At 66.6% G+C, this 26,162-nt stretch carries 24 protein-coding genes; 9 read left to right on the top strand and 15 right to left on the bottom strand.

The window, feature by feature from the left end:
* The first annotated feature begins 13 nt into the window (after positions 1-13).
* The 4 genes from FHG66_RS05670 (at position 14) to FHG66_RS05655 (ending at position 3,111) form a co-directional block, all read left to right on the top strand.
* Positions 14-991, top strand: a complete 978-nt coding sequence (locus FHG66_RS05670; protein ID WP_139075766.1) for an aldo/keto reductase — start codon at positions 14-16, stop codon at positions 989-991.
* A gap of 80 nt (positions 992-1,071) precedes the next feature.
* A complete protein-coding gene (locus FHG66_RS05665) occupies positions 1,072-1,536 on the top strand; it encodes a VOC family protein (RefSeq protein ID WP_139075765.1) in 465 nt (154 codons plus the stop codon).
* Positions 1,537-1,662: 126 nt separating this feature from the next.
* Positions 1,663-2,487, top strand: coding sequence for a 3-keto-disaccharide hydrolase (locus tag FHG66_RS05660; RefSeq protein WP_139075764.1), 825 nt, complete (start codon positions 1,663-1,665; stop codon positions 2,485-2,487).
* 63 nt (positions 2,488-2,550) lie between these two features.
* The gene (locus tag FHG66_RS05655; RefSeq protein ID WP_139075763.1) at positions 2,551-3,111 is read left to right on the top strand and encodes a cupin domain-containing protein; all 561 of its coding nucleotides are present in this window, start codon (positions 2,551-2,553) and stop codon (positions 3,109-3,111) included.
* A 373-nt stretch (positions 3,112-3,484) separates the two neighbouring features.
* On the opposite strand, the gene FHG66_RS05650 is transcribed toward FHG66_RS05655, so the two are convergent.
* The 10 genes from FHG66_RS05650 to FHG66_RS05605 all read right to left on the bottom strand — a co-directional run bounded on the left by FHG66_RS05650 (position 3,485) and on the right by FHG66_RS05605 (position 13,152).
* Entirely contained in the window at positions 3,485-4,231 is a 747-nt protein-coding gene (locus FHG66_RS05650; protein WP_176556127.1) for an SDR family NAD(P)-dependent oxidoreductase, read from the bottom strand.
* On the bottom strand, positions 4,228-4,983 hold the full coding sequence (locus tag FHG66_RS22170) for a ribonuclease activity regulator RraA (RefSeq protein ID WP_139075761.1): 756 nt from the start codon (positions 4,981-4,983) through the stop codon (positions 4,228-4,230). The genes FHG66_RS05650 and FHG66_RS22170 overlap by 4 nt, the downstream gene beginning before the upstream one ends.
* A gap of 4 nt (positions 4,984-4,987) precedes the next feature.
* A complete protein-coding gene (locus FHG66_RS05640; RefSeq protein ID WP_139075760.1) occupies positions 4,988-6,043 on the bottom strand; it encodes an ABC transporter ATP-binding protein in 1,056 nt (351 codons plus the stop codon).
* Positions 6,044-6,053: 10 nt separating this feature from the next.
* Complete coding sequence (locus tag FHG66_RS05635; RefSeq protein ID WP_139075759.1) at positions 6,054-6,878, bottom strand: aldo/keto reductase; 825 nt, start codon at positions 6,876-6,878, stop codon at positions 6,054-6,056.
* Positions 6,879-6,888: 10 nt separating this feature from the next.
* Positions 6,889-7,719 (bottom strand): carbohydrate ABC transporter permease, encoded by an 831-nt coding sequence (locus FHG66_RS05630; protein ID WP_139075758.1) that lies wholly within the window; start codon positions 7,717-7,719, stop codon positions 6,889-6,891.
* Positions 7,716-8,576, bottom strand: a complete 861-nt coding sequence (locus FHG66_RS05625; RefSeq protein ID WP_139075757.1) for a carbohydrate ABC transporter permease — start codon at positions 8,574-8,576, stop codon at positions 7,716-7,718. The genes FHG66_RS05630 and FHG66_RS05625 overlap by 4 nt, the downstream gene beginning before the upstream one ends.
* A gap of 70 nt (positions 8,577-8,646) precedes the next feature.
* A complete protein-coding gene (locus FHG66_RS05620; RefSeq protein WP_139075756.1) occupies positions 8,647-9,873 on the bottom strand; it encodes an ABC transporter substrate-binding protein in 1,227 nt (408 codons plus the stop codon).
* Between the two features lie 263 nt (positions 9,874-10,136).
* The gene (locus FHG66_RS05615) at positions 10,137-10,793 is read right to left on the bottom strand and encodes a glutathione S-transferase family protein (RefSeq protein WP_139075755.1); all 657 of its coding nucleotides are present in this window, start codon (positions 10,791-10,793) and stop codon (positions 10,137-10,139) included.
* A gap of 60 nt (positions 10,794-10,853) precedes the next feature.
* The gene (locus FHG66_RS05610; protein WP_139075754.1) at positions 10,854-12,026 is read right to left on the bottom strand and encodes a mandelate racemase/muconate lactonizing enzyme family protein; all 1,173 of its coding nucleotides are present in this window, start codon (positions 12,024-12,026) and stop codon (positions 10,854-10,856) included.
* Between the two features lie 13 nt (positions 12,027-12,039).
* On the bottom strand, positions 12,040-13,152 hold the full coding sequence (locus FHG66_RS05605) for an iron-containing alcohol dehydrogenase (protein ID WP_139075753.1): 1,113 nt from the start codon (positions 13,150-13,152) through the stop codon (positions 12,040-12,042).
* Between the two features lie 222 nt (positions 13,153-13,374).
* Here FHG66_RS05605 and FHG66_RS05600 point away from each other — a divergent pair, with 222 nt between their 5' ends.
* From FHG66_RS05600 to FHG66_RS05590, 3 genes are read left to right on the top strand one after another with little or no spacing between them, the layout of a single operon-like run.
* Positions 13,375-14,121, top strand: a complete 747-nt coding sequence (locus tag FHG66_RS05600; protein ID WP_218013795.1) for an IclR family transcriptional regulator — start codon at positions 13,375-13,377, stop codon at positions 14,119-14,121.
* A gap of 3 nt (positions 14,122-14,124) precedes the next feature.
* Complete coding sequence (locus FHG66_RS05595) at positions 14,125-15,315, top strand: mandelate racemase/muconate lactonizing enzyme family protein (protein ID WP_139075752.1); 1,191 nt, start codon at positions 14,125-14,127, stop codon at positions 15,313-15,315.
* A gap of 13 nt (positions 15,316-15,328) precedes the next feature.
* Positions 15,329-16,303: a Gfo/Idh/MocA family protein gene (locus tag FHG66_RS05590; protein WP_176556141.1), complete on the top strand. Its 975-nt coding sequence runs from the start codon at positions 15,329-15,331 to the stop codon at positions 16,301-16,303.
* Positions 16,304-16,618: 315 nt separating this feature from the next.
* Here the strand turns inward: FHG66_RS05590 and FHG66_RS21865 are convergent, their stop codons facing one another.
* The gene (locus FHG66_RS21865; protein ID WP_218013794.1) at positions 16,619-16,846 is read right to left on the bottom strand and encodes a VOC family protein; all 228 of its coding nucleotides are present in this window, start codon (positions 16,844-16,846) and stop codon (positions 16,619-16,621) included.
* 440 nt (positions 16,847-17,286) lie between these two features.
* Complete coding sequence (locus FHG66_RS05580) at positions 17,287-17,697, bottom strand: hypothetical protein (RefSeq protein ID WP_139075750.1); 411 nt, start codon at positions 17,695-17,697, stop codon at positions 17,287-17,289.
* Between the two features lie 376 nt (positions 17,698-18,073).
* Between FHG66_RS05580 and FHG66_RS05575 the strand changes: the two genes are divergently transcribed.
* A complete protein-coding gene (locus FHG66_RS05575) occupies positions 18,074-20,218 on the top strand; it encodes a putative bifunctional diguanylate cyclase/phosphodiesterase (RefSeq protein ID WP_139075749.1) in 2,145 nt (714 codons plus the stop codon).
* Between the two features lie 174 nt (positions 20,219-20,392).
* Here FHG66_RS05575 and FHG66_RS05570 read toward each other — a convergent pair whose 3' ends face one another.
* Positions 20,393-20,839, bottom strand: a complete 447-nt coding sequence (locus FHG66_RS05570) for a winged helix-turn-helix transcriptional regulator (protein WP_139075748.1) — start codon at positions 20,837-20,839, stop codon at positions 20,393-20,395.
* A 102-nt stretch (positions 20,840-20,941) separates the two neighbouring features.
* On the opposite strand from FHG66_RS05570, the gene FHG66_RS05565 reads away from it, so the two are divergent.
* Positions 20,942-21,706, top strand: a complete 765-nt coding sequence (locus FHG66_RS05565; RefSeq protein ID WP_139075747.1) for an SDR family oxidoreductase — start codon at positions 20,942-20,944, stop codon at positions 21,704-21,706.
* 251 nt (positions 21,707-21,957) lie between these two features.
* Here the strand turns inward: FHG66_RS05565 and FHG66_RS05560 are convergent, their stop codons facing one another.
* Both FHG66_RS05560 and FHG66_RS21495 read right to left on the bottom strand, forming a co-directional pair.
* A complete protein-coding gene (locus FHG66_RS05560) occupies positions 21,958-23,829 on the bottom strand; it encodes a cation:proton antiporter domain-containing protein (RefSeq protein ID WP_139075746.1) in 1,872 nt (623 codons plus the stop codon).
* A 410-nt stretch (positions 23,830-24,239) separates the two neighbouring features.
* Entirely contained in the window at positions 24,240-25,967 is a 1,728-nt protein-coding gene (locus tag FHG66_RS21495) for a calcium-binding protein (protein WP_176556140.1), read from the bottom strand.
* Positions 25,968-26,162: the final 195 nt, after the last annotated feature.

Below are 26,162 nucleotides of genomic sequence, written 5' to 3'. Positions count from 1 at the left end.
AAAGGAGCCCTGCATGGACACCGTTCGCCTGGGCCGTTCCGGCCTTGAGGTTTCCCGCATCTGCTTTGGCACCATGTCGTTCGGCAAGAAGACCGACGAGCGGCCTTGGGTTCTCGGCGTCGACGAGGCCCGTCCCATGTTCCGCGCGGCCTGGGAGGGTGGGATCAACTTCTTCGATACGGCCAACGTCTATGCCGAGGGCACGTCGGAGGAGATCACCGGCCAGTGCCTGTGGGAGCTGGCCCCCCGCCACGAGATCGTCCTCGCGACCAAGGTCTTTGGCCGGATGCGGCCGGGGCCGAATGGGCAGGGGCTGTCCCGGCACGCCATCCTGCACGAGATCGACGAAAGCCTCCGACGGCTGGGGACCGACTACGTGGATCTTTACCAGATCCACCGACACGACCCTTTCACCCCCTACGAAGAGACGATGGAAGCGCTCCACGACGTGGTGAAGGCCGGCAAGGCGCGCTACATCGGCGCGTCTTCCATGTGGGCCTGGCAGTTCTGCAAGTACCAGGAGGCTGCCCGCGCCAATGGCTGGACCGAGTTCGTGTCCATGCAGGACGAGGTGAGCCTCGTTTACCGCGAGGAGGAGCGCGAGATGCTGCCGCTTTGCCGCGCGGACGGGATCGGCGTCCTGCCCTGGTCGCCCCTGGGCGGCGGCAAGCTCACCCGGCCCTGGGGGACCAGGACGGACCGTTCCACGACCGATCGCTACAACAAGTCCATGTACGATGCGGACGAGGACGCCGATCAAGGGATCGTCGAGGTTGTGGCCGAGGTGGCTGCGGCCCGTGGCGTCGCTATGGCGCAGGTGGCTTTGGCCTGGCTCCTCCGGAAGCCGGGGATCACCGCGCCCATCGTCGGCGCCTCGAAGCTCGGGCATGTCGAGGATGCCTTTGCGGCCGCTGCCTTGGACCTGTCCGAGGAGGAGATCGCGCGGCTCGAAGCCCCTTACCGCCCACACCGGCAGCGCGGCTTCTCGTGACACCCTCGGCGCGATGCTCCTGCGGCCGCGCCGACCTCGGCATCAGGCCCCTGGCGGTCGAGTTAGGAAGGATAGGAACGATGGCAATCTTCAAGACGCTTGGTCACCTGGCTCTCAGGGTCAACGACCTCGACGCCTCGGTGGCGTTCTACAACAAGATCGGCTTTCCGGAGATGCTCCGCCTGCTGAACGACAAGGGCGCGCCTTGGATCGTCTACCACCGCATCACCGACGATCTCTATCTCGAACTATTCCCAGGTGGCGACGGCGAGACGGTGCCCCCGCCCGAGCGGACCGGCCTCATGCATCTGTGTCTGACCGTCGAGGACATCGACGTGGCAGAGGCCGAGCTGAAGAAGGTCGGGGTGGAACTCATGCGTCCTCGCGACTCCAAGCGCGGCTTGGATGGGAACCGCGGCATGTGGATCGAGGATCCCGACGGCCGCCAGATCGAGATCATGGAGATGGCGCCCGACTGCATCCAGACCAAGGCCGTGCACAACCTCAGGGCGGGTGGCCAGCCCCAAGCCTTGTCCCTGTCCTGAGGGTCGAACGGCCATATCGGTGGCCTAGGCCATTGTATGGGCCAAAGACCTCTGACCTCGCGTGGAACGCCGGGACAGGACACCTCCCTCCGAGCCGACTTCTGACTGAAAGCCGATAGGGACCGAATGCCCGGCAACATGATCAGCCTGTTCGACGACGCGACGCTGAAGGGCTGGCGTCCGGCCCCGCGCGTGACGACCGCCCGTTGGCCGCGCGATCCGATGCCCCGGCTCGACGCTGCGACGTCCGAACGAATCCTGCGGCATACCGGCCGTTGGACGGTGGAGGATGGTGCGATCTGCGGGCGACAGGACCCGCCCGGCTGCGGGCTGGGGGCCTATCTCATCAGCGACGAGACGTTCGGCGACTTCGAACTCCTCTTCGATGCTCGGCCGGACTGGCCCGCGGACACCGGCATCATGCTCCGGGCGAGCCCGCTCGGCTCCCAAGGCTATCAGGTGCTTCTCGACCATCGCAAGTCGGGCAACATAGGCGGCGTGTACGGCAACGGCATCGGCGGGTTCCACGCGATCAACTTCACGCTGGATGTCGACCATGATCTCGCTGGCCGGCCTTCCGCCCTCAGGCTCGAGGACCCGGCGACAACCCTGGAGCCGATCGATAACGCCAAACGGGCGCTGCTCTCCCAGGCAGCCAGTGGGGAAACCTTCCTGTCCGCGTGGAAATGGGACGACTGGAACGAATTCCGCATCACGGTCTGCGGTGCCCTGCCGACCATCACCACCGTCATCAACGGCACGCTTGTGGCCGAGTTGGACGCAGGCCGACTGCCGTCCGAGGTGTTCGATGCCGAAGGCACCCTCGCCGTGCTCGGGACTCGTGGCCACATCGCCTTCGAGGTCCATGACAACGATTCCAGGATGGGCGACGCACGCTGGGGGCCTGACGCGGCATGCAGGTGGCGAAATATCCGGCTGCGGCCCCTCTGAATCCGCACCGCCGTACCACGGCATCAATGCTCGACACAGGAAAAGGAAGGGAACACCGTGTCAATGCCATCGACTGAGCAGTATCCGTCCCGGCCAAAGGGCCTGCTTCCCAACAGCCGCTTTCCCCTGCTGGTCCACCGGGGCGGCATTCCGGGCGGGGGCGAGGCGGCGGTGCGCGACCGGTTCCGCGCCAATGGCTGGCTCAACAACTGGCGCTACCCGGGCATCTACACCTACCCGCACTTCCACTCCACGACGCATGAATGCCTGGGCTGCGCGTCAGGCTGGATGGAAGTCGAACTGTTCGGACGGGGCGGTACCCGCGTCCGCATCGAAGCGGGGGACGTGATCGTCATGCCTGCGGGCGTGTCGCACCAGATGGTGGGCCACAGCGACGACATCATGATGGTGGGCGGCTACCCGGATGGGCGCGACTGGGACAACATGCAGGAGGAGCACATCACCGAGGACAGCCGCCGCGCCGCGGCCAAGCGGATCATGATGTTGCCCATTCCGTCGCGCGACCCGGTGACCGGTCAGCCCATGCAGGAGTGGATCGACGCGCCTTCCTCGGTCGATGCCGACCTCAACGACTTTCGCGACGGGCTCGATCCCATCCCCTGAGTCGGCCCGTCCCTCTGCCCCTGAACAGCCCTTGGGAAACGACCACACCGCTGCCGAATGGGCCAACGCCATGCTTGGTCGTCAGGAAAGGCTCGGGGAAGCCTGTCGCCCCGGCCCAGCGGGGTGGTCCTCCTGGGAGGCGAGACCTGCTGGCGGGTCCGTTTCGCGCGGCTGTTCAATCCAGACTCGCCGGCGTCCACAGGGGGACCATCACACCTTGCGGAGCCGCAGCCCAAGCCAAGGTGGACGGACCGGGTGCCCTTCCGCCCTGCGAGAACCGGACCTGTGATGGATGGGGCGGGACGCCAAGGCGCCTGCCCCCATGCATCGCGGCGCCATGACGCCCCTGCTCCTGTCGGATCCGTGACAGTGCCTAGATCCAGCCACCATCGACAATGAAGCATTGAGCCGTGCAGGCCCGTGCGTCGTCCGAAGCGAGCCAGGTCGCCAAAGCCGCGACGTCGTGGGGCTGGACCGGGTCAGGCAGGAACTGACGCTCCGCGATCATACGGCGTCCGGCCTCGTCCACACGCTCGCGCAACTGCTTTTCGGTCATGATCCAGCCCGGCACGATGCAGTTGACCCGTATGCGGTCCGGTCCGAGATCGCGCGCTAGGGCGCGGGTCAACCCTTCGATGCCGGCCTTCGCCGTCATGTAAAGCGGCATCCCACCAAAGCCGCCGCGCCAGCTGATCGACCCGGTGTTCAGGATGACCCCGCGGCCCCTGGCCCGCATCCCTGGGACGACCGCCTTGGAGGCGAAGACGAGATGGCGCAGGTTCACGGCGATGCCATGCTCAAAGGACTCCGCCGTCACATCGAGAAGGTCGTGCCGCGCGTCGTCGGCAGCGTTGTTGACGAGGATCTCGATCGAGCCGAGCTCGGCCGCCGCGCGCGCCATTGCTGTGTCCAGCGCTGCAAGATCGGTAAGGTCGCAGGCCAGGAACAGCGCTCCCGTCGCGGTGGCCAAGCTCCTGCCAGACGCTTCGTCCATGTCGAGGAAGACAACCCGAGCGCCTTGCGCGCAGAAGGCTTCGACATGGGCGGCGCCGATGCCCGTTGCGCCGCCCGTCACCAGAGTGACGCGTCCCTCAAGCGACGGGTGGCGCGAGCCGGTCACTTCGCCGCCTGCCCTGCCTTCCAGGCGAGGTATTCGTCCTGCACCTCGTCGGTAAGTGGATAGTACTTGGCGAGGTCGGCGCCCTGGCTTAGCCGCAGACGCGAGAACTCCTCCCATTCGGCGTGCTCGCCCGCGACCTCGGCGAGGCGCTCGGCGAGGGCGGCTGGGACGACGACCGCCCCATCGTCGTCAGCGATCACGATGTCGCCCGGCATCACGAGCGTGCCCCCGCAGGCGACGGGCACGTTGACGGCCCAGGGCACGATCGCGGTCTGGGCATGATAGTTGGGCGTCGTTCCCTTGACCCAGACCCCGAGGTCGATCTCGCGCGCCGGACCCGAGTCCCGGATGCAACCGTCGATGACGACGCCCAGGCCGCCTCGGCCCGCGAAGAAGGTGAGCATCATCTCGCCGAAGATGCCGCTCGTCATGTCGCCGCGCGCATCGACGACGATCATGTCACCAGCTTGGGCCGGGTACATGACATGACGGTGGAGCTGGAGGTCGGGGTTGTTGTACTCTCCGCCCTCGAAGAGATCCTCCCGCTTGGGCATGAACTGGAGCGTCAGCGCAGGTCCAGCGACCGACCGGCCCGGAACGAGCGGCCTGGGCCCCTCAATATGCACGCTGCGGAGTCCGAAGATCCGGTTCAGCTCGCTTGAAGCCGTCGCGGTGCCGATCGCCGCGAGCCTGTCGCAGAGCGCCCGGTCGGGCCGGACGATCTCTGGAATAACCTTTGCTTGGTCTCTCATGGGGTCAGGCCTCCAGGCGCTCGCCGGTGTCGGCGTCGAAAAGATGAAGAGCCGCCGGGTGGGGGCGGAGCGAAAGCACGTCGCCAGGACGTCCCGTGATGCGTTCGCGGAAGGCGCCGACGACGTCCTGTCCGCCCAGCCGGGCTGTGACGTGCGTTTCGGACCCGGTCGGCTCCACCGTGATGATCTGAGCGGGAAGGCCTCCGGGGCCGGGCACGAGATGCTCGGGCCGCACGCCCAGCAGCACGTGGCCGCGCTCGGTGGCGCCGCGCCCGCCCAAGTCCACCTCGGAGCCGTCCGCCGCGATGAAGCGTCCGCCAGAGATGCGCCCTTCAAGGATGTTCATGGCTGGCGAGCCGATGAAGGTGGCGACGAAGATGTTGGCCGGTCGGTCGTAGAGGTCGAGCGGAGTGCCGATCTGCTCCACTCGCCCGCCATGCATCACCACGATGCGGTCGGCCATGGTCATGGCCTCGATCTGGTCGTGCGTGACGTAGACCGTGGTGGTCCCGAGCCGCTGGTGCAAGGCCTTGATCTCTGACCGCATCTGCACCCGCAGCTTGGCATCGAGGTTCGAAAGCGGCTCATCGAACAGGAACACCGCAGGATCACGCACGATCGAGCGGCCCATGGCGACCCGCTGCCGCTGCCCGCCCGAGAGCTGTCCGGGCCTGCGGTCGAGAAGGGACTCGAGGCCGAGGATGCGCGCCGCCTCGGCCACCCGTCGCTGCCGCTCGGCCTTGTCGGCGCGGGCGAGCTTGAGCGAGAATCCCATGTTCTCGGCCACGGTCATGTGCGGGTAGAGGGCGTAGGACTGGAACACCATGGCGATGTCCCGCTCCTTGGGGCGGAGGTCGTTGACCACCCGGCCCCCGACCGAGATCGTGCCCGAGGTGATCTCCTCCAGCCCCGCGATCATCCGCAGGAGCGTGGACTTGCCGCAGCCCGAAGGGCCGACGAGAACGACGAACTCGCCGTCCGCGATGTTCACGTTCACACCATGCAGCACCTCCAGGGTGCCATAGGCCTTGCGGACCTGATCGATGGTGACGGTTCCCATGAGCGCCCTCCTAGCGGTCGTCCCAGTCCGGGGCCTTGTCGGGATTGATGAGGCGTTGGCCGCGATCCAGCGCGCGGATCTGGGCCAGTTCGTCCTCGGATAGGCTCACCGTCAGGGCCTCAAGGTTGCCGCGCAGGCGTGCGGGGTCCGAAGAAGCGGGGATGACGATGTGGCCCTGTGCCATGAGAAAGGCCAGGGCTACCGCTGCAGCGGAGACGTCGTGTGCCTTGCCGATCCGGGACAGCGTCGGGTCCCGGGCCACCTCGCCCTTGGCGAGCGGCTGGTATGCGGTGAGCGGCAGTCCCTTGGCCTTGGCGAAGGCGGCCAGCCGCGGGGTCTGGAGATAAGGGTGGATTTCCACCTGGTTGGTGGCCAGCCGGCCGGGGCCAAGGAGCGCCTCGGCCCGATCGAGGTGCCGGATCGTGAAGTTCGACACGCCGATCAGCCGGGCCCAGCCCCTGTCCTGCGCCTCGGCCAGCGCGGTCATGTAATTCTCGAAGGGAACCTGGTCGTTCTGCGACGGCCAGTGGATCAGCAGGAGGTCGATCCGGTCGAGCCCCATGGTCTCGAGGCTGCGCGCGACGCTTTCGAGGGCACGAGGGGAGTCGAGATGCGTGTCCGCTATCTTTGTCGTCACGAAGACCTCGTCGCGCGGCAGGCCCGAACGGCGGATCGCCTCGCCCACATTGGCTTCGGTCCCATAGCTTTGGGCCGTGTCGATGTGGCGGTAGCCCGCCTCGAGCGCTTCAAGGATCGCCGCCAGCCCCTCGGGGCCGGTCCGGCCGAAGGTGCCGAGGCCAAGGACGGGGATGCCGTTCAGGTCGGGACGTGTCATGCGCGTCTCCCTAGCCCTTTGTCGCGCCGGCCATGAGGCCGCCGATGAAGAGCCGTTGCATCGACAGGAACAGAAGCGCCACGGGCAGCGTCATGATCATCGAGGCGGCCATGACGGCGCCCCAGTCGGTGTTGAACTCGGTCGTGAACTCGGCGAGCCCGATGGGCAGCGTCTTGACCGAACTGTCGGTGGCGAAGCACAGCGCAAAGATGAACTCGTTCCAGGTGGTCACGAAGGCATAGACCGTGACGGCCACCAATCCGGGCAGAGAAAGCGGCAGGGTGATGCGGAAGAGCACGCCCATCCGCGATGCGCCGTCGATGATTGCCGCTTCCTCGAGCTCCACCGGGATGGCCTTGAAGTAGCTGGTGAGCATCCACACCGAGAGCGGCAGGGTGATGATCATGTAGACCAGGATCAGCCCGAGATAGGTGTTCACGAGGTCGAGCCAGCGCAGCGTCACGAAAAGCGGCACGATGATCGCCGCGGTAGGCAGAAGCTGCCCCACCAGCACGAAGGACTGCGCCGCCGCCTTGCCGCGGAAGCGGAAGCGGGCGAAGCCGTAGGAGGCGAAGATGGCGAGCGCGAGCGACAGCGCCGTCGAGCCGAGCGAGATCACCACCGAGTTCAGGAAGTAGCGCGGGATGTTGCTCGAAAAGAGAACGGTCGCGTAGTTCGACAGCGTCGGATTCTGGGGGATCCAGCTTGGCGGGATCGTATAAAGCTCGCGCAGTTCCTTGAGCGATGAGACGATCATCCAAAGGAACGGAAACAGGCAGACCGCAGCAAGAAGCGCCGAAAAGCCGTAGACCACGATGCGGCTGCTGAGGGGCGCCCTCATCGCGCGACCTCCCCGCTTGATGCCAGGAAGCGGATGTAAAGGGCCACGATCACCATCGCGATCACGAAGAAGATCACCGACAATGCGGCCGCCTGGTTGAACTGGAAGGACTCGAAGCCCAACCGGAAGATCTGGATCGGGGTGATGAGCGTGAGGTTCGCTGGCCCGCCCTTGGTGATCGCGTAGATGGTGGTGACATGGTTGAGCGCCCAGATCACGAGGAGCAGCGTCACCGCGATCAGCACCGGGCGAACCTGTGGCAGGGTGATGTACCGGGTTTCCTCCCAGAAGCTCGCGCCGTCCACGCGCGCGGCCTCGTAGAGGTCCTTGGGAATCGACTGGAGTCCGGCCAGCACCATGATCGCGACAAAGGGGAAGAGCTTCCAGACGTTGATGGCGATCATCGCTGGCATCACGGTGTCGGGGTTGGTCAGCCAGCCCACCGGTTCGTCCATGAGGCCCGGCCCGGTCAGCATGTAGTTGATGATCCCGAACTCGGTGTGGAACATCCAAGCCCAGGTCGTCGCGGCGACGATGCCGGGCACGACCCAGGGGATCACGGCAATGGCGCGCACGATGCCCCGCCCGGGGAACTCCTGGTTGAGCAGGATCGCCGCCGCCGTGCCAAGGATCACCTGGAAGATGATGGAGCCCCCGACCCACCAGAGCGTGTTGGTGAAGGCCCGAGGCGTCATCCTGGCGGACAGGACATCGCGGAAGTTCTCGGTTCCCGTGAAGGCGCCGGAGCCGTCGGTCACGCTGAGGATGCCTGTGTAGACGACGGGATAGGCAATCAGCGCCAGGAGGACGATCAGGGCGGGCAGGGCAAAGAGAAGGCCCGTGGGCAGGCGTCGCATGGGCGAAGGCTCCGGGTGCAGGTCGAGGCGGCCACCGGGACGGTGATCCCGGTGAAGCTTGCGGAGGCTGTTACTGGTCGAGGAGCGCCTGGATGTCCTCGGCGGCGAGGTCCATCGCCTCCTGAGCGGTCTGCTCGCCTATCAGGATCCGCTGGATGCCGTCGAAGTAGGCCTGGGCCATCTGCGCATATTGGGGATGCGTGGGCAGTGGGCGGCCGTAGGGCAGCATCTCGCCAAAGACCTGCAGCATCGGGTCGTCGAAGCGCGGCAGTTCCATCGCAGAGGTCCGGGCCGGAAAGGTATCGGTGAAGAAGCCCATGTTCTCGGGCTGCGCGAGCCATCGGATCAGGGTCTTGGCATCCTCGGGGTTCTCGGCCGTAGTGGGCACGACCCAGCTCCAGCCACCGAGGATCGCCGCCGGCTCGCCACCCTCGGGATGCGGCGTCATCATCGCGCCGATGTCGATGTTGGGGTTCTCGGTCTGGATCGAGGCGATGTCGAACTGGCCCGACTGGTACATGGAGACCTGGTCGGCGATGAAGAGCCGCCGGTTCGCCGTGCCGTCATTCTCGAGCGTGGAGGTGGGCGAGACGCCGTGCTCCACATACATGTCCGTCCAGAACTTCACGGCCTCGACGGCCTCGGGCGAGTTGATGACGGCGGTCGTGCCGTCCTCCGAGAGGAGGTCGCCACCGTTCATCCAGACAAACGGGAGGGACCGGAAGATGGTGTTCCCGACCTCACCGCCGCCGGTGATCGCGAACCCCGAATGACCGGCCTCGGTGAGGGTCCGGGCCGTGGTCAGGAGCTCGTCCCAGGTCTTGGGCGGGCTGTCGGGGTCGAGCCCGGCCGCCGCGAAGTGGCCCCGGTTATAAAGCACGGCGATCGCTTCGATCCGGTAGGGGATGCCCCAAAGCTGGTCGTCCCAGGTCACGTAGTCTAGCGCGGCCTCGTTGTAGTCCTCTCGGGCCTCGAGCACGTCGTCGAGCGGGATCACCAGCCCGTTCTGGGCGTAGTTGTTCACCCAGGGATGCTGCACGTCGATGAGGTCGGGCGCGGCGCCCGATTGAAGCGTGGTCAGGATGCGCTCGGGCAGGCCGTTCGTGGTGGTGATCTCAAGGTTCACCGTGACGTCCGGGTGCTCCGTCTGAAACCGTGTCAGGAGTTCGCGCGCGCGGGCCTCGTTGAAGTTGGGGGTCCACCACGTGATCTCCCCTGCCGAGGCGGTCGTAGTGATGAATGCGAGCGCCGAGGCGCCGAAGGCCAGTCGGCTCGCGAAGCGTTGAATCTGGGTCATGTCAGTCCTCCTCCCTTTGGAATGCCGGATTCCGGCGTCCGTGATGCGGGGCAGGTCTTGGGCCTGCTCCCCACCGGGCTTCCGTTGAACCTGCCCTCCTCGACAAGTTCAAAGGTGAACATCGTGTGTTCATTACGGCACTGTGCAGTCGGTGCACCCTTCGAGTCAACCGTGCATCGGCGGCATGTGACAGCATCCGCGGAAGCGCCGAAGACTGGGCCGTGCCTTGGGCAGCGACGACGCTCAGGAGCCCGGAGCAGAGGTCATCCCCTGATCGGTGCCCTGCCCGTGAACACCGCCAGTTGGGCATCGAATGCCCGCTGGTAGGCAGGCCGCGCTTGGCCGCGTGCGACATACGCGAACAGGCTTGGATGCTCGTCGAGCAGTCCCGATCCCTCCAGCCTTCGCAATGCATGCACCATCATGAGGTCGGCCGCGCTGAACCCGTCCCCGAGCCAATCGTCTTGGCCCAAGTGATCGGACAACTCGCCCAGCCGGACACGGATGCGATCCTTGACGATGGGCAGGCGCTCGTCCGACCAAGGCTTGTCGCGCTCCAGCAGGGTGGCGTTTTGCAACTCCAGGATCGGCGGCTCCACCGTGCCGAGTGCGGCAAACATCCAGGCGATCGCGCGCGCCCGGGCGTTTGCCTCCTCAGGCAGCAGGCCAACGTGGCGCTCCGCGATATGCAGCACGATGGCGCCGGACTCGAAGAGAACGAGGCCGCCCTCCTCATAAGTCGGGATCTGCCCGAAGGGATGCCGCGCGCGGTGCGCAGCCTCCTTCATCTCGGCGAACGTAACGAGGCGAACCTCGTAGGGCTGTCCTACCTCCTCGAGCGCCCAGCGGACGCGCATGTCGCGGGCGAGACCCCGGCCGCGATCGGGAGATTGGGCAAAGGCGGTGATGGTGGGGGTCATGGATGTGCTCCTGGCGGTGAAGGCACTCCAGCGATCGTTGTGTCTATTGCGGTCCTGTGCCTAGTCCTTTGGACCCATCGTCTGGGCGCCAGAGGCGACGCCGTGGAGGTTGATGGTGCCGTCGAAGAGCGGCACGTCAGTGGCCACATAAGGGAAGCGCTCGAAGGCGTCCTCCACGAGTTCGACGCCAAGCCCCGGCGCGGTCGGGGCGAGAAGGGCGCCATCCTCGAAGACGAGGGTTTCGCGCACCAGTTCCCGCCGCCAAGGCACATCGATCGAAACGGTCTCGAAGATCGACATGTTGGGAATGGCGACCGCAGTGTGGAGCGTCATTGCGTTCATCACCGGCCCGACTGGGTTGTGGGGCGCGACCGGAATGAGGTGAGCATGGGCCAAGTGCGCGATGCGCTTGGTTTCCCCCAGGCCGCCCACATGGCTCACATCCGGCTGGAGCACGTCGACGGCGTTCTTGGCGAGCGCCTCGACAAAGCGGGCGGGCTCGAAGAAGCGCTCGCCCGCGGCGATGGGCACGGGCGAGGCGCGGCGCACCTCGGCTAGGGCGTCGATGCTCTCGGGCGGGGTCGGCTCCTCGATCCAGCGCAGCCCGTAGGGCTCCAGCGCGCGGCACATGGCGATGGCGGTGGGCACATCAAGCCGCCCATGGACATCGAGCATGAGGTCGATATCAGGTCCCACGGCATCACGGACCGCTGCCACGATGTCGATCGTGCGCCGCCGCTGCGCCGGGCTCATGGACAGGTCCGCTGCCTCGAACGGGTCCCATTTCAGCGCGCGGTAGCCCATCGCCACGGCGCTGCGGGCGTTCGCCGCGTATTCCTCCGGCTCGTTCGCGCCCGAGAACCAGTGGTTCGCATAGCACTCCACGCGGTCGCGCTGCTTGCCGCCCAGCAGCTCATAGACCGGCATCCCCAACGCCTTGCCCTTGATGTCGAGCATGGCGGCCTCGATGGCGCCCAGGGCGGTTCGGAACGGGGCTCCGGTGCGCCAGTAGCTGTCGCGGTGAAGCCGTTCGACGGCGAAGTCGGTGGCAAAGGGGTCGAGACCGATCACGCTCCGCTCAAGGTCGTTCAGGGCGGCCACCACCGTGAGGGTCTTCCATTCCAGCGTGGCCTCTCCCACGCCTTCGATGCCCTCGTCGGTGGTGAGCTTGACGAAGACAAAGTTGGTGCGGCTCACATTGGCGACGAACACCTTCTGACGGATGATCTTCATAGCGGAAACTTCCTCATAGCGCTCCGGCAAGGAGGGCGCGGTAATCCTCGGCCGAGGCCGGGCGCGGATTGGTGGCATGGCTGTGATCGGCCAGGGCGCGGAGGATGACGGTCGCGAAATGCGCTTCGGTCACGCCAAGCTCCCTCAAGCCGCGCGGCAGGTTCAGCCGACGATTGAGTGCGTCGAGGGCATCGGAAAGATCCCCCGCGACCCCCATCGCCGCGGTGATGCGCGGCAGGCGCTCTGCGATTGCCGGGGCGTTGAAACGGAGCACGGCCGGCATCAGCAGCGCGTTCAGGGTGCCATGATGCAAGGCGAGCTCCTTCAGGCTACCCAGGGCGTGGCTCAGGGAGTGGACCGCCCCGAGCCCCTTCTGGAAGGCGAGGCCGCCCATGACGGCGCCGGTCGCCATCTCGGTCCGGGCGGCCAGGTCGCCTGGAGCCTCGACGGCGCGGGGCAGGGCGGCCCAAATCCGCCGCGCGCCGTCCAGGGCGATGGCATCCGCCACAGGGTTGTCGCGCGGCGACAGGAATGTCTCGATGCAGTGCGACAGGGCGTCGAGTCCGGTGGCCGCCGTCAGGCCCGGTGGCAGGCCAAGGGTCAGCTCGGGGTCCACAATGGCGCGGCGCGGGATCAGGTGGGGGCTGATCAGCCCGAGCTTGCGCCCGTCCTCGAGGGTGATGAGAGCGGCGCGCCCGACCTCGGCCCCCGTGCCGGCCGTTGTGGGGACGGCCACGACGGGCGCAACTGGCCCGATCAGCCCAACGCCGCCCTCGATGGCGGCATAGCGCACCAGCGGCCCGTCATGGGTGGCCAGCAGGGCCACGGCCTTGGCCAAGTCGATGGGCGAGCCGCCCCCCAGCGCCACGATGCCGTCGCAGCCCTCCCCTCGGTAGAGATCGAGCGCTGCCAGGGCCGCGGCCTCGGTCGGGTTGGTCGGCACGTCGAGGAAGACGGGGACATCACCCAAAGGCCCAGCCACCCGTTCGACGAGGCCCGCAGCGGCGATGCCCCGATCGGTGACGACGAGGGGGCGTGCGACGCCCAGTTCCGCAAGGGCCGCCGGCAGCCCGGCCGCTTCGCCGGGGCCGAGGTCGATGGTGGTCAGATAGGTGATCCGGGCCAAGGCCGCCTTCCCGGCGGAACGGTGCCAAGCCCTGCCCCACGCCCGAAGGCGCTTGCAGCAAGCTTGTCCTCGTCCCGCCCAACGAATTCAAATGTGGACTTATGTAGTTCAGAACTCGATGGTAGGGTCCAGACTTGCACGAAGTCAATCACGCGGTCAGAAGGACGGAACGTTGCGGTGGAGATGACCTTGGTGTTCAGGCCTGCGACTGAGAAGCACAGCGTGCCGGTCATCGATCGCATGATGGACATCCTGACCGAGCTGGAGCGTCGCGTGGACGGTGCCTCGATCACCGATCTCACGGCTACGCTGCGCCAGCCCCGCTCCTCGGTCTATCGTATCCTGAACACGCTCGAACGACATGACATGGTGCGCCGCGACGGGGCGGGGACCTACGTGCTGGGCGCACGCCTCCTGAGCCTGGCTTCCCACGCAGCGTCCGGAGCAGGCAGGATAGACCTGCCTGACGTGGCTCAGCCCGTCCTGAACCGGTTGGCCGAGGTCCTGGGCGAAGGGATCAAGCTTACGGTCGTGGATGCGCAAGGGCTTCTGGTGATCGCGGCTGCGCAGGGGCGGCGGGAATACGCCCTGAACGTCCGGTCGGGCCAGCGCCTGCCCCTGCATGTCGGGGCGGCGGGCAAGGTCCTCCTCGCACATCTGCCCGAGGCCGAGCGGCGCAAAAGCCTGGCGGGCGACCTGGGGACCATGCCCGGCGGGAAGCGCGTCAAGGCAGCCGACCTGGACCGGGATCTCGAACGCATCCGGGCGGAAGGTTGGGCGAGGGACTGGGGGGAGCATTCGGCAAGCATCCATGCCATCGCCGTGCCCGTCACCGACGCATCGGGACAGGTCGTGGCCGCGCTCAGCGTGCCCTTCCTTGCTGGCGCGGGCGAGGCGCGGGTGGCCGAGATCCGCGCCGCGGCGCTGGAGGCCGGCACGCAGTTATCCGCCCGGCTGAAGGACGCCTGAGCCATGCGCATCGTTGATCTTCGCTGCGCGATCATCGGCCGAAGCCCGGTCGTGCGCATCGTTACCGACGAGGGCCTGTCTGGCTATGCCCAGGCCGAGCACTGGAAGCCCTACCTCAAGCCCCACGTCCTCGCCTTGCGCGAGGCGCTGGTGGGCGAGGACCCGACGCTCGTCGAGCGGACGATGCGGCGCATTCGCCAGCGCGGGGGCTTCAAGCCCTGGGGCGCGGCGGTGAGCGCGGTGGAAACGGCGCTCTGGGATATCGCGGGCAAGGCGGCGGGGCTTCCTGTCCACAGGCTCCTGGGGGGCAAGGTCCGCGACCGGGTGCGGGTCTACAACGGGGCCCTGCGCTTTCCGCTCGCTGGGCACGAGCCCGAGCACTACGCCGAGGACATGCGGCAGATGATGGCCAGCCCGGAGGGCTTCACGATCATCAAGCAGCCCATAGGCTTTCATTCCCCGATGAAGCGCGAGGTTCCTGGCTTCACCTACGGCGAGCTCGGGGCGGGGCCGTTCCACGGGGCGCTCGACCGGGGCCCGGTAACCGAACGCGGGCTCGACCACCTCGTGGCCTGCGTGGCCGCGATGAAGGAGGTGGCGGGCGACCGCGTCGGCCTCGCTCTCGACTGCGGGCCGGGCTGGCTGCTGCCGGATGCGATGCGCCTCGTCCGCAAGCTCGAGCCCTTCGACCTTCTTTGGGTCGAGGACCTGCTTTCGGGCGACTACACCCCCTGGGTGGACGCCGCGAGCTGGCGAGAACTCACCCGCATGTCCCCGGTCCCGATCCATACCGGCGAACAGATCTACCTGCGCCAGAACTTCAAGGAGCTGATCGGCGGCAACGCGGTGCATGTCGTAGGGCCGGACCCTGCCGATGTGGGTGGGCTGGCCGAGCTGAAGTGGGTGGCGGAGTATGCCGATCTTCACCAGATCATGATAGCGCCGCACGGCACCGCGAACGGCCCCCTCGGGCTTGCCGCCTTGGCGCAGATCTGCGCGACGTTGCCGATGAACTTCATCGCGTTCGAGCACACCATGGCAGAGCCCCTCTGGTGGAACGAGATCGTAACCGGCGTCCCCGAGGTCCGGGACGGCTTTGTCGAGGTGCCGAACCGGCCGGGCCTGGGTGTGGACTTCGTGATCGAGGCCGCGCGTACACGGTTATCGCCCGAGGATGAGGGCTTCTTCGACTAGAAAGGGCAAAGCGATGCTGAGGATTGGCCTTATGGGGGCGGCGAACATCGCTGCCCGCGCGATCGTCCAGCCGGCCCGGCGGAGCGGGGACGCCGTGCTGGCCGCGGTCGCCGCCCGGCGGCCCGGAGCCGCGGCGGCCTACGCCGCCCAGCACGATGTGCCCGTTTCCCACGAGAGCTACGAGGCCCTGATCGCCGACCCCGGGATCGACGCCGTCTATATCGCCCTGCCGCCCAGCGACCACGCGGAATGGGGAATCCGGGCCCTTGAGGCGGGCAAGCACGTGCTCTGCGAGAAGCCGCTCGCCATGAACGCCGAAGAGGCGCGTGGCATGGTCGCCGTCGCCGACCGGTGCGGCCTCATGCTGATGGAAGCGTTCCACGACAGCTATCACCCGGTCCAGAGACATGTCGCACAACGGATCGAGGATGGCGCGCTGGGACGGATCACGGGAGCCGAGGCGGTCTTCTGCGTGAGCGTGGCCTGGGACCCCGCGAACATCCGCTTCGATCCGGCGCGCGGCGGGGGCGCCATGATGGATCTCGGCTGCTATCCGCTTCACTGGCTGCGATCAGTCTTTGGCAGCGAGCCGGAGATCGTGGAAGCAAAGGCGGAACTGACCGAACTCGGCCTCGATCGCCGCGTCGAGGCGGTGCTCGACTTCGGAGGCGTCCGAGCGCGGATGCTGACGGATCTCATGGACCCGCCATACCGGGGACTTCTCCGCATCGAAGGGACCGAAGGGTGGATCGAGGTCGACAATCCCTGCCTTCCCCACAAGGGTCATTCGATCAGGGAAAGCCTTGCAGGCCAGCCGGACGCCGAGTTCACCTTGGCGGGAGGCACGACGTATGACTTCCAACTCGACGCCTTCGTGGCAGCAGTCCGCACCGGCGTGCCGCCCCTGACCGGCGGTCGGGATGCGGTCGGCAACATGGCCGCGCTCGACGCCATCTACCGGCATCTCGGCATCGGCCGCTCAGGCTGAGTCCTGGCAGAGGACATTGTCGGTTCCGACATTCGTCTGGCCGCGATCGTGTGATCTATTCATGGCTCGTTGCTAGGTTCTCCCCACTGGGGTGAAGCCTGGGGCCTCTGGACAAGCACGCTCTGCACCACCCTCAACGGCGAAGGACCCTGAAGGAGGCGGGGCCAAGGTCATGGGCGCAGAAAGAACAACTGCGGTGGCTCAGCTTGTCGCGAGCCCATGAGGTTCAGGACTGGAGCATGAAACAGGTAATCCCTGGCCAGTTTCCTTGTTGTTCTAGGGTTCTTGGGCGAGTCCGACTAAAAGCCCTTCCGATCAGCGGATGTAGCACATCCGGTACGTGTTATGACACTGGACTACCTCGCCCCTGAGTTGCGAGCCGCAAGGGTGGAGCCGTTCCAGCGTCTCATCGAGGTGGTCCACGGCGATCAAGACACGGAGGTAGCCCAGAGCGTTCACCGGCGCGGTGCGGTGGTCCGCGACAACAGACGGCGCAAGGAAGCGGGAGAACTCGATCCAGCCATGGCCGTCCGACGTAAGCATCTTGGCGATCTCGACGCGCTGGTTGCCTAATTCCGTGACACGTCCGGCCTACTCGCCCTCGATCATGGGCCACCCTTTGAGCTCAAGGCCGAGCTCGCGAAAGGACTCGGCCCCCCGCCGAGGTCCTCGACAACGATGCCGACGTTGTCCTTCCGCTTGAGTGCCATGGGTCCGATCTCCACGGCATGGTCTGCGGTCATCATGCAACGGAACATCACCCAACCCCGAAAGACGAGGTCCGCAGGCTGGTCGCCTCTGCGTCGATCCCGCTTCCTGGCCGGGCAGGGCACTCGCCGGCGAGCGATCCCCCGTGAAGGCAGAGCTATGCAGAGGACAGGCGGGAGCGTAGGCGCGTCCAGCGGCCTCGATCCTATCCTCGGCCCGCACCTGCGGCGGCTTGCCCCGCCGGTGCCAAGGCAATGCACCGCAGTGCAAAGGGCTTAGGACCGAGCGCCGCGTACGGCCCATGCTGCCATCTCGCCGTCAGCAATGGTCAAGGTCACGCGCCAACGGTCGGTGCGGCGCAGAAGGTAGACGTGTTCCCACTCTGCGACGGTTTCGGCATTCTCGCCCTCCATGCGGTAGGCCATGCGGGCCTCAGCCACCTGCGGAAAGAGCTCGGCCGTCGAGAGCAACTCGCCCTGAGGGCGAACAACACCTTGTTGGCGGTAGAAGTCCATGAGGGTCGCGCAATGACCGCGAAACGACTGCCTGTCCATGGCGAAGTTTCCGCCAGGCGAGGGAAAGAGCCCGACCGGCTCCCAAAGATCGCAGACCGCATCGGCATCCCAGCGCGCGAACGCATCGACGTAGCTGTCGAAGAAGGCCGCCATCTCATCTTGTAAAGTCATGGCTCCCCCACATGCCCGCTTGCAGTTTCAACATGTCAGGCCCCCCCTAACCGCGAGGCCGAATCCCGGGTGGTGCACGGCTCCGGGCCTCGCGGCGGAGCGGCGGTTCGACCTGCAGATGCTTCACGACCGCTGACCTTGCGCATGCAAGACGTCGAAACAGGACACCCCACAGTCGCCACCGCCCTCACCAGTCTGGGCAGGGCTCGTCGGCGAAATGCGATCGTGACTTGCATAGCTCGTTCCAGTCCATGTCGAATTCGCTGCATTTCCGCAGGGACCAAGCTATTGGACGGTCACCTCCCGTAAACTGCCGTCCCGCTAGCCATGAGGTGGGCGCTCCCGCCCCCTGGCTCGTCCCTTTGCGGAGTCCGTCTTGCACCGTCTTCCCAGCCGCATCGCCGCTGTCATGACCGGGATGATCCTGGTGTTCGTCGTGGTCCTGGGCCTCTTCTCGGTTTGGACCACTCGGACCATCGACCGGGAAGCGGGCCAGTCGGCCCTGCGGCAGGTGGATCATGGGATCAGGGACCAGCTCGAATCCATCGCGGCCATGGATCTCGATTACGCCAAGTGGGACGAGGCTGCAAACGCCGTGACCCGGCAGGATGCCCAGTGGCTGTCGGATAACGTCGGTCAATCGGCCGTGACCGGGGAAGCGTTCCAGTTGGCCGTGATCTGGGGCGGGCCGCTTGCGACGGACCTGGGCTGGATCGCCGGAGGGGGTGAAGGCGCACAAGCGGGCCTCCTGCCTCGCGGGGACCTGGAGGCGGCCGAGCGCGCCTTGGCCGGCGTGCCGGTCAACAGCTATGGGGGGCACAGCTACGTCCTGCGCCTGGGACAGGACCTATACGCCGTCTCGGTGTCGCGCATCGAGGCGCTCGTGGATGATCCGGTCGGCATCGCCCCGCCTCCACCCGGGGGCCAAGCCAACCTCCTGCTGGGCCTGAGGATCGATGGCGATGTCCTCGCGCACCTCACGGAGGCCTTCGATGTGCAGAACCCCCGCCTCGTCGATGCGCCGCCCCAGGCCGCTCTTTCGACGCCGCTGCCCGGCCCGGATGGGTCACCTGTCGGCTATGTGGCCTGGGACGAGCCCGGGCTCGATGAGAAGCTCCTGCGACAGATGATCGGGCCGGGGCTCCTGGCCATCCTGATCGTAACGGGCCTGTCCGGACTTGGGATGACGATGGTCCGGCGCAACGCCCAGGAACTGGTCGCTGCCGAGCTTCAGGCCTCGCGTGCGGCCCGCACCGACGCCATGACGGGTCTGCCCAACCGCGCGGCCTTCAACGAAGTGCTGGCGCGGTCCTGCAAGGCGGGAGAACGGGCCATCCTGTTTCTGGATGTGAACGGGTTCAAGCGGATCAACGACAGCATCGGCCATGCCGCCGGCGACGCGGTGATCGTCATCGTGGCCGAGCGCCTTTCCCGTCTGACAGCTCCGGGCACCGTTCTCGCCCGTATCGCCGGGGACGAGTTCGTCTTCGTGTTGACCGGCACCGACGCGCAGCCCCGAACGGAAGCGTTGGCACAGCGGATCGAAGAGGTTCTATCCATCCCCGTGAGCGTTCTGGGCCACAGCATGCGCCTGCGTATGGCCCAGGGCTATGCCGTGCAGTTCGAGGACGACATGCCGGGCGAGGATCTGGTGCGGCAAGCCGATCTTGCCATGTACGAAGCCAAACGTAACCCCGAACGCGGCCTCGTGGCGTTCAGTGCGGTCATCGCCCAGGCCACTCAGGACGCCCGGACGATCGAGCAGGGCCTACGCCAGGCGCTGCTGCGCGGCGGTGAGATCAGCATCGTCTACCAGCCCATTGTTGGTCGAGACGGTCGGCTCGCGCGCGCCGAGGCCCTGGCGCGCTGGACCTCGCCGACCCTGGGGGTCCTGCCCCCCGATCGCTTCATCGCCGTAGCCGAGCAGGCCGGCCTCATCGTCGAGCTGGGGCGGCATCTCTTCGGCCTTATCTGCGACGATCTTGAGGCCCATCCCGACCTGCGGGTGGCCATCAACGTCTCGCCGCTTCAGCTCAGGGCGCCGGACTTCGTGTCGAGCTTCGTGGGCGAGTTGCAGAAACGCCGTATCGATCCCTCGCGCATCGAGATCGAACTGACCGAAACCGTGGTGGTCGATGACTCCCATCTGGCCGCCGATCGCCTGCGGGAGTTGCGGGACGCCGGCTTCTCGACGGCGCTCGACGACTTTGGCACCGGGTACTCCTCGATCGGCTACCTGCGGCAGATGAACTTCCACGTGCTCAAGATCGACCGGTCCTTCGCGGCCCAGATCGCCTCCTCGCCGCAGGCCACCGCGATGATGAGAAGCCTGATCGAACTCGCGCACGGGCTCTATCTGAAGGTCGTTTGCGAAGGCGTGGAATCCGCGGAGGATCTGGCCCTTGTGCGACGCCTGGGCTGCGACCTGGCCCAAGGCTATTATCTGGACAAACCCATGCCGATGGACGCGTTCGCTGAACGGTGGCTCAGCCAGGACATCGCCGATGTCGCCGCCGGATAAGCGAACCAGATCACCCGGTGCCGTTAGCCGGCCCCCTTCCAGGCCACCCTCGCGCCTGCGCGTGATGTGCGGAGCGGCCAGACCCTGTTTGTTGGTCGAGCAGCGGGCGTACGCACAGACTCTGCGCGAGCGTTTGGGCGGCTCAGCGGACCCTGTGACGGAGCGGTCCGCCTCTCAGGCCCCCAGCACGCTCTTGGCGCCGGCAGCGCTGGCCCGCGCCGCGAACGCCTCGCGGGCGCGGAGGATCTCGGCGTGGTGCGCCTCCACCCAGATCCACACGCCGCAGAAGGCGGCGCTCAGGCTCTGGCCCAGGGGCGTGAGGGCGTAGTCCACATGAGGCGGGATCACCGGGTGGACCGTGCGGCGCACGAGGCCGTCCTCCTCCATCTGACGCAGGGTCTGGGTCAGCATCTTCTGGCTGATGCGCCCCACCGCGCGGCCGAGCTGGGTGAAGCGCATCGTGCCGTGCTCTTCCAGTGCCTCGAGCAGGAGCATGGTCCAGCGGTCGGCCACCTTGCCGATGATGTCGTGGACCAGCGCCTCGATCGCGGGGTCCACCTCGTCGGGGATCGGGTCGCGCCGCCGCGCCTCGATCCGGGGATCCTCCAGAGCCCTGCGCATCTGGCACTCTCCTTTTGGTGGGTATGAATATTTTGGGTGCCTACTTCATCATGGAAAGCGGGTACTGCATTTCCTGGGCCGATCAACCAGAAAGGAACGGCCATGCGCATGACTGGCAACACCATTCTCATCACCGGCGGCGGGTCGGGTATCGGACGGGAGCTTGCCCGCCGCTTCCATGATCAGGGCAACACCGTGATCATTACCGGCCGCCGCCGCGAGGCGCTCGACAAGACAGCGGACGGCCGGCCGAACATCCACGCCACCACGCTCGACGTCACCGATCCCGCAGCCATCGTGGCCTTCGCGGCGCGGGTCACGTCCGAGCACCCCGCGCTCAACGTCCTCGTCAATAACGCCGGCATCATGCGCTACGAGACGCTCGACCGGGCGCGGGACCTGTCCGACGCCGAGGAGACGGTCGCCGCCAACCTGCTCGGGCCCATCCGCATGACCGATGCCCTTGTGGAGCATCTCTCCCAGCAGCCCGACGCGGCGATCGTCACCGTCTCCTCAGGTCTTGCGTTCGTGCCCTTGGTCGCGGCGCCGACCTATTCGGCCTCCAAGGCGGCGATCCATAGCTACACGGTCGCATTGCGCGAGGCGTTGAAGGGCAGGATCGAGGTGATTGAGTTGGTGCCGCCCGCCGTGCAGACCGAGCTTACGCCGGGCCAGTCAAACCGGGCGGCCTACCTGCCGCTCGCCGCCTTCATGGACGAGGTCATGGCCCTCTTCGCCCAGGTTCCCACCCCGCGCGAGATCCTCGTGGAGCGCGTGGCCTTCCAGCGCAACGCCGAGGCCGAGCACCGCTTCGATGAGGCCGTGACAACCCTCAACGAGATGGCCCGCAGGGCGCGCGAGGGGTAGGGGCTGCGTGGCAAGGAGGATCCCTGGCGGAACCCTGCCCGGCCAAAAAGGCGCCGGGCAGCATCCATGACGCGGAACCTCGCGGGACGGTGCCCCACAGACGGAGTCCAACTGCGGCCAGCAGGCGCTCGCATCCGAGAGACGGGGGCGCTAGTGCCCGCAGACAAGGGAGCGGCGTTCCAGCTGGTCGGCATGACCAGAGGCCAGCAGACCCACCCCGATCACCGCAGGAATGAGGATCACGGGCCTTCTCAGGGGGCTTGGCTTGCCGAGTGGGGCTCTGGCTTTGCCATCTCGGACGAGGTCTGGCCCTCAGGTGACAGCCGCTCGGTGACAGCTGCCTCCAACTCTTCATCGAGCTCCCGAGCCCGCGTGGCGTAGGCGTGGTTCTCTTCAGGCGGCAGGTCTGGCTGCCAGAGATCGGCCAGCTCCTGGATGGCCGTGCGGTCGTGGCGGGCAAAGGCATGCTCGACCTCTGCAGCTTGCTGCGCCCCAAGGCCGAGTGCCTCCAGCACATACCGACCGGCGCGGAGCGCCGAGTCGAAGACCTCCCGGAGCACCTCATCGGCACCGGCTCGCACCAAGGCATGAGCGTGATGGCTGTTCTGGGCGCGCGCAATGATATGGAGATGCGGCTGTCGCCGTCGCGCCATCCGGACGAGCCGTGTCGCCGCTTCGGGGTCGTCGAGTGCCACGACGAGCACCTGCGCATCGGCCACGCCCGCCGCCGCCAGAACCTCGGGGCGCGTGGGGTCGCCCAGGAACACGGAATGGCCGCGCTGCCGCATGGCTTCCACAGCCTTCATGTCGGCGTCGAGAAGAACGGCCTCCTGACCCGCGCTGCGCAGAAGGCGGTTCACGTTGCGGCCGAACCGTCCAGTTCCGGCAATGATGACCGCGGCGTGCCGGTCCACGGCCTCCGATGCGGGAGCGTCCCGCTGGTCCCGGGCAAGCAGAATGCGCTCAAGGGCCAGAAACAGCAGAGGGGTAGCGAGCATCGACAGGGCGATGACCAAAACCAGGATCTGCGCCAGATCGGTTCCCAGCACCCCAAGGCTCAGAGCATAGGGGACGAGAACGAAGCCGAACTCCCCTCCTTGAGCAAGGGCCAAGGCAAAGATCCAGCGGTCACGCCCGCGCAGCCGCGACAGCCATGTCAAGGTCAGTAGCACGGCCGCCTTGCCGGCAATCACGGCGGCCATCACGAGCACCAGGCTTCCGGGGCTTTCGAGCAGGAGGGCCGTGTCCAGGCCGGCCCCGATCCCGATGAAGAAGAGGCCAAGCAGCAGGCCCTTGAAGGGCTGAAGGTCGGTTTCGAGCTCGTGCCGGAACTCGGATCCGGCCAAGACCACGCCTGCCAGAAAGGTTCCGAGAGCGGGTGAAAGGCCGACCATCTCCATAAGCACGGTCGTGGAGACCACAACGAAGAGGGCGAGGGCCGTGTCGATCTCGCGCAGGTGGGCATGGCCGATCCACCGGAACAGGGGCCGGGTGAGGAAGTGACCGGTGAGGATGACCGCTGCCACCGCAGCCAGGGTCAGGAGCGGCCTGGCCCAAGCGGGTAGGGCCCCCAGAAGGCTGAGCGTGTCCTCCTGCGCGACCTCCGCGGGGATCGTTCCCAGCAGCGGTAGGAAAGCCAATATGGGGATGACGGCGACGTCCTGCATGAGCAGCACGGAAAAGGCCGATCGCCCGCCCCGCGTGTCCAGCAGCCGCTTTTCGGCCAGTGTTTGAAGGACGATGGCGGTCGAGGACATGGCGAGGATCATGCCGACGGCAAGGGCTGTGGACCAGGGCTGCCCCAGCGCTGCAGCGGCCGCGGCGAAGACCCCGGTCGTCATCACGAGCTGGAGCCCTCCCAGCCCCAGAAGCCGGCGCCGAAGTTCCCACAACATCCGAGGGGAGACTTCCAGGCCCACCAGGAAGAGCATCATGGCGATGCCGAGTTCGCCGAAGTCGAGAAGGCCTTCGGCCTCCGATCCGACGAACCCAAGCACAGGGCCGATCAGCAGACCCGCACCCAGAAAGCCCAACACGGAGCCGAGACCCAGCCGGGCCGCCAGTGGCACCGCCAGCACTGTGGTGCCCAGATAGATGACGGCCTGGATAAGGAGGTGGTCCATGGAGGTCCCCAGGGTAAAGCAGCCCCAGTATGCCTGCTCCCCGAGTTCATGGGGAGATCGGGCGCACCTCAAGGAGTTGTCCCCTTCGATGGAGGCGGGAAAAAGCGACGCAGGTCCAGTCGGCCAAAATGACATCGGCTGTCGCCCGCCCGAGTGCCACGGCCGGTGCGCCGATCAAGAAAACTGTTGAGAAACTCTGGCACGCTCCGATCGGGGCTGCGCCAGCCGATCTCATCATGAACCAGCCATAACGAAATCAGCAGCTTACCAAGGCATCGGTTTGGCCAAACCGACCGAGAAAGGTTCCGGCGAGTCTCGAAGCGAGTTTTCAACAGTATCCAAGATTGGTGCCTGCTCCGCCCCTGCGGTGAGAGCAGTGCGGAACAGCCATGCCTGCGTCAGGCCGTTCTTCACATCACCTGGAAGTCATCCGCTCCGAGCCAGGGCGTGCTGTCCAGGTCCGCCAAGAGTTCGCGCATCCGTCCGCCCGCGCCATCCAAGTCATAGTACACCTTGCCCTCACTGCGGTCGTAGAGGATGCGGTCGCTGGCATCCACGCGTCCCTGGCCCAGCACCTGGAACGCCGAGCCGGGGAGGTTCCCGGCCCCGCCGATACCCCGAAAGGCGGCGTCGTCCAGGATGATGTCGTCGCCCGAACCCCAGCCCTGGATGCGGTCGGGGCCATGGCCGCGATGTTCGAACACGAAGTCGTCTGCTCCTGGCCCTCCCACGAGCAGGTCGCGCCCGGCACCCCCCGTAAGCACGTCGTTGCCACCCCGGCCTGACAGCGTGTCATGTCCCGCCCCACCATCCAGCACGTTGGCCCGCGCGTTCCCGCCCAACCGGTCGTTGCCGTGTCTGCCGGCAAGGTAGCCGCTCGCGTCCACGGTCAGCCGGTCGGCGCCGGTGCTTCCACGTCCGAAGACGCGTGTGGCAATGCCCTCGTGGTCGGCGTCGAGGTTGTCGTGGGTGTAGCTCACGACGAAGCCGCCTCCGGCAAGGGCGCGCAGGGACGCGTCCTCCTGCCTGTCATACTCGCTGAAATCCGTGCCCACCTCGAATACCCCCGTGAGCGCCCGCCCCTTGGCCGAGAGGATGCGACCGTAAAGGTCCACGCCGACGTCGCCGTTGATGGGGTACTGTTCCCACACCACAACCATTTCGCCGGTGGCGAGTTGGATGATCTCCGAGTCGAACTGCACCTCGTCGGTTGTATGGACGATCATGGGTCGCGATGTCGCCCGGCCGCTGGCGTTGAAGGTCTGGACGAGCAGCGGGTCGGCGTCCCCGGTCCCGAACCGGGAGCCGTAGTCGAACCGGCTGATCGCGAAGCCGCCGCCCGCGAGTGGCGTGACGTCGAAGTCCCCGCTCAGTCCCGGATAGGGTGAGATCACGCCGACGTTGCGCGACAGGTGAAAGTCCGAGCGGATGAGTTGCTCCGTGGAGGAATACAAGGCACCGCGGATCTCGAAGTCGTAGCTGCCGTTCGGATTGCGCAACGTGTCCTCGCTGTTCCAGATGGCAAGGACAGTGCCGTTCGAGAGCGTCACGGCCTCGACCTCTGTCTGGTCGCGATTGTTCACGTTGCTATTGATGCGCTGGTCGGAGCCCTTTGGACGGCCCTGGGCGTCGAAGCGCCGGACGTAGATGTCGTCAAAGCTGCTGTCGCTCTGGTCGGCCGCGTAGAAGGCCAGATAGCCGCCCTTGCCCAAGCCCGCGACGCTTGGGTCCGTCGCCTCGTACTGCCTTTCGGCGGCTGTGGGCATATCCACGCGGAAGTCGGGGCCACGCTCCGTGCCGTCCGCTCTGTAGGATTGAGCCCAGACCTGCGTGGCACCCAGGATGTCGTCGGTGGGTGAGAAGGTCGAGGCGATCGCATAGCCGCCGCCCGCGAGCGGCGCGATCGAGGGCAGGCCCGAGGCCGTGCCGTTGATCGCCTCGATCACGAACTCGCCCCCCATGGGTCGTCCGGCGCCGTCGAAGCGGCGCCCCGAGATGATGGTGCCCGCGAAACCGTCGTCGTAGTTGTTCAGATAGCTCGACCAGACGACCATGAAGCCGCCATTGGCCAGCGCGAGCACGTCGGACTCGCGCTGCCAGTTGTTCTGGTACTGGTTGACCAAGACCTGTCGGCCCATCTCTTGTCCTGTTCTGACTTGGCCCGGGTTGGCCGGGACAGAAGGCTAGCGGGCAACGGCAGCCAGGCAACGCGCCGTGTCAGGCGTAAGCCCTGATAGCCTAGAATGGGCAGCTTCGGGGCCGCCTGGGCGAGGCTCCTGCTGCCTGTTGAGAACGCCTGGCAGACGGTCGGGTCAGGCCGCCAGCCAGGGCCC

This window comes from Rubellimicrobium rubrum (assembly GCF_006152115.1).
Lineage (GTDB): Bacteria > Pseudomonadota > Alphaproteobacteria > Rhodobacterales > Rhodobacteraceae > Rubellimicrobium > Rubellimicrobium rubrum.
The sequence above is the reverse complement of the archived record's forward strand: the minus strand, read 5'-3'. Positions and strand labels throughout refer to the sequence as shown.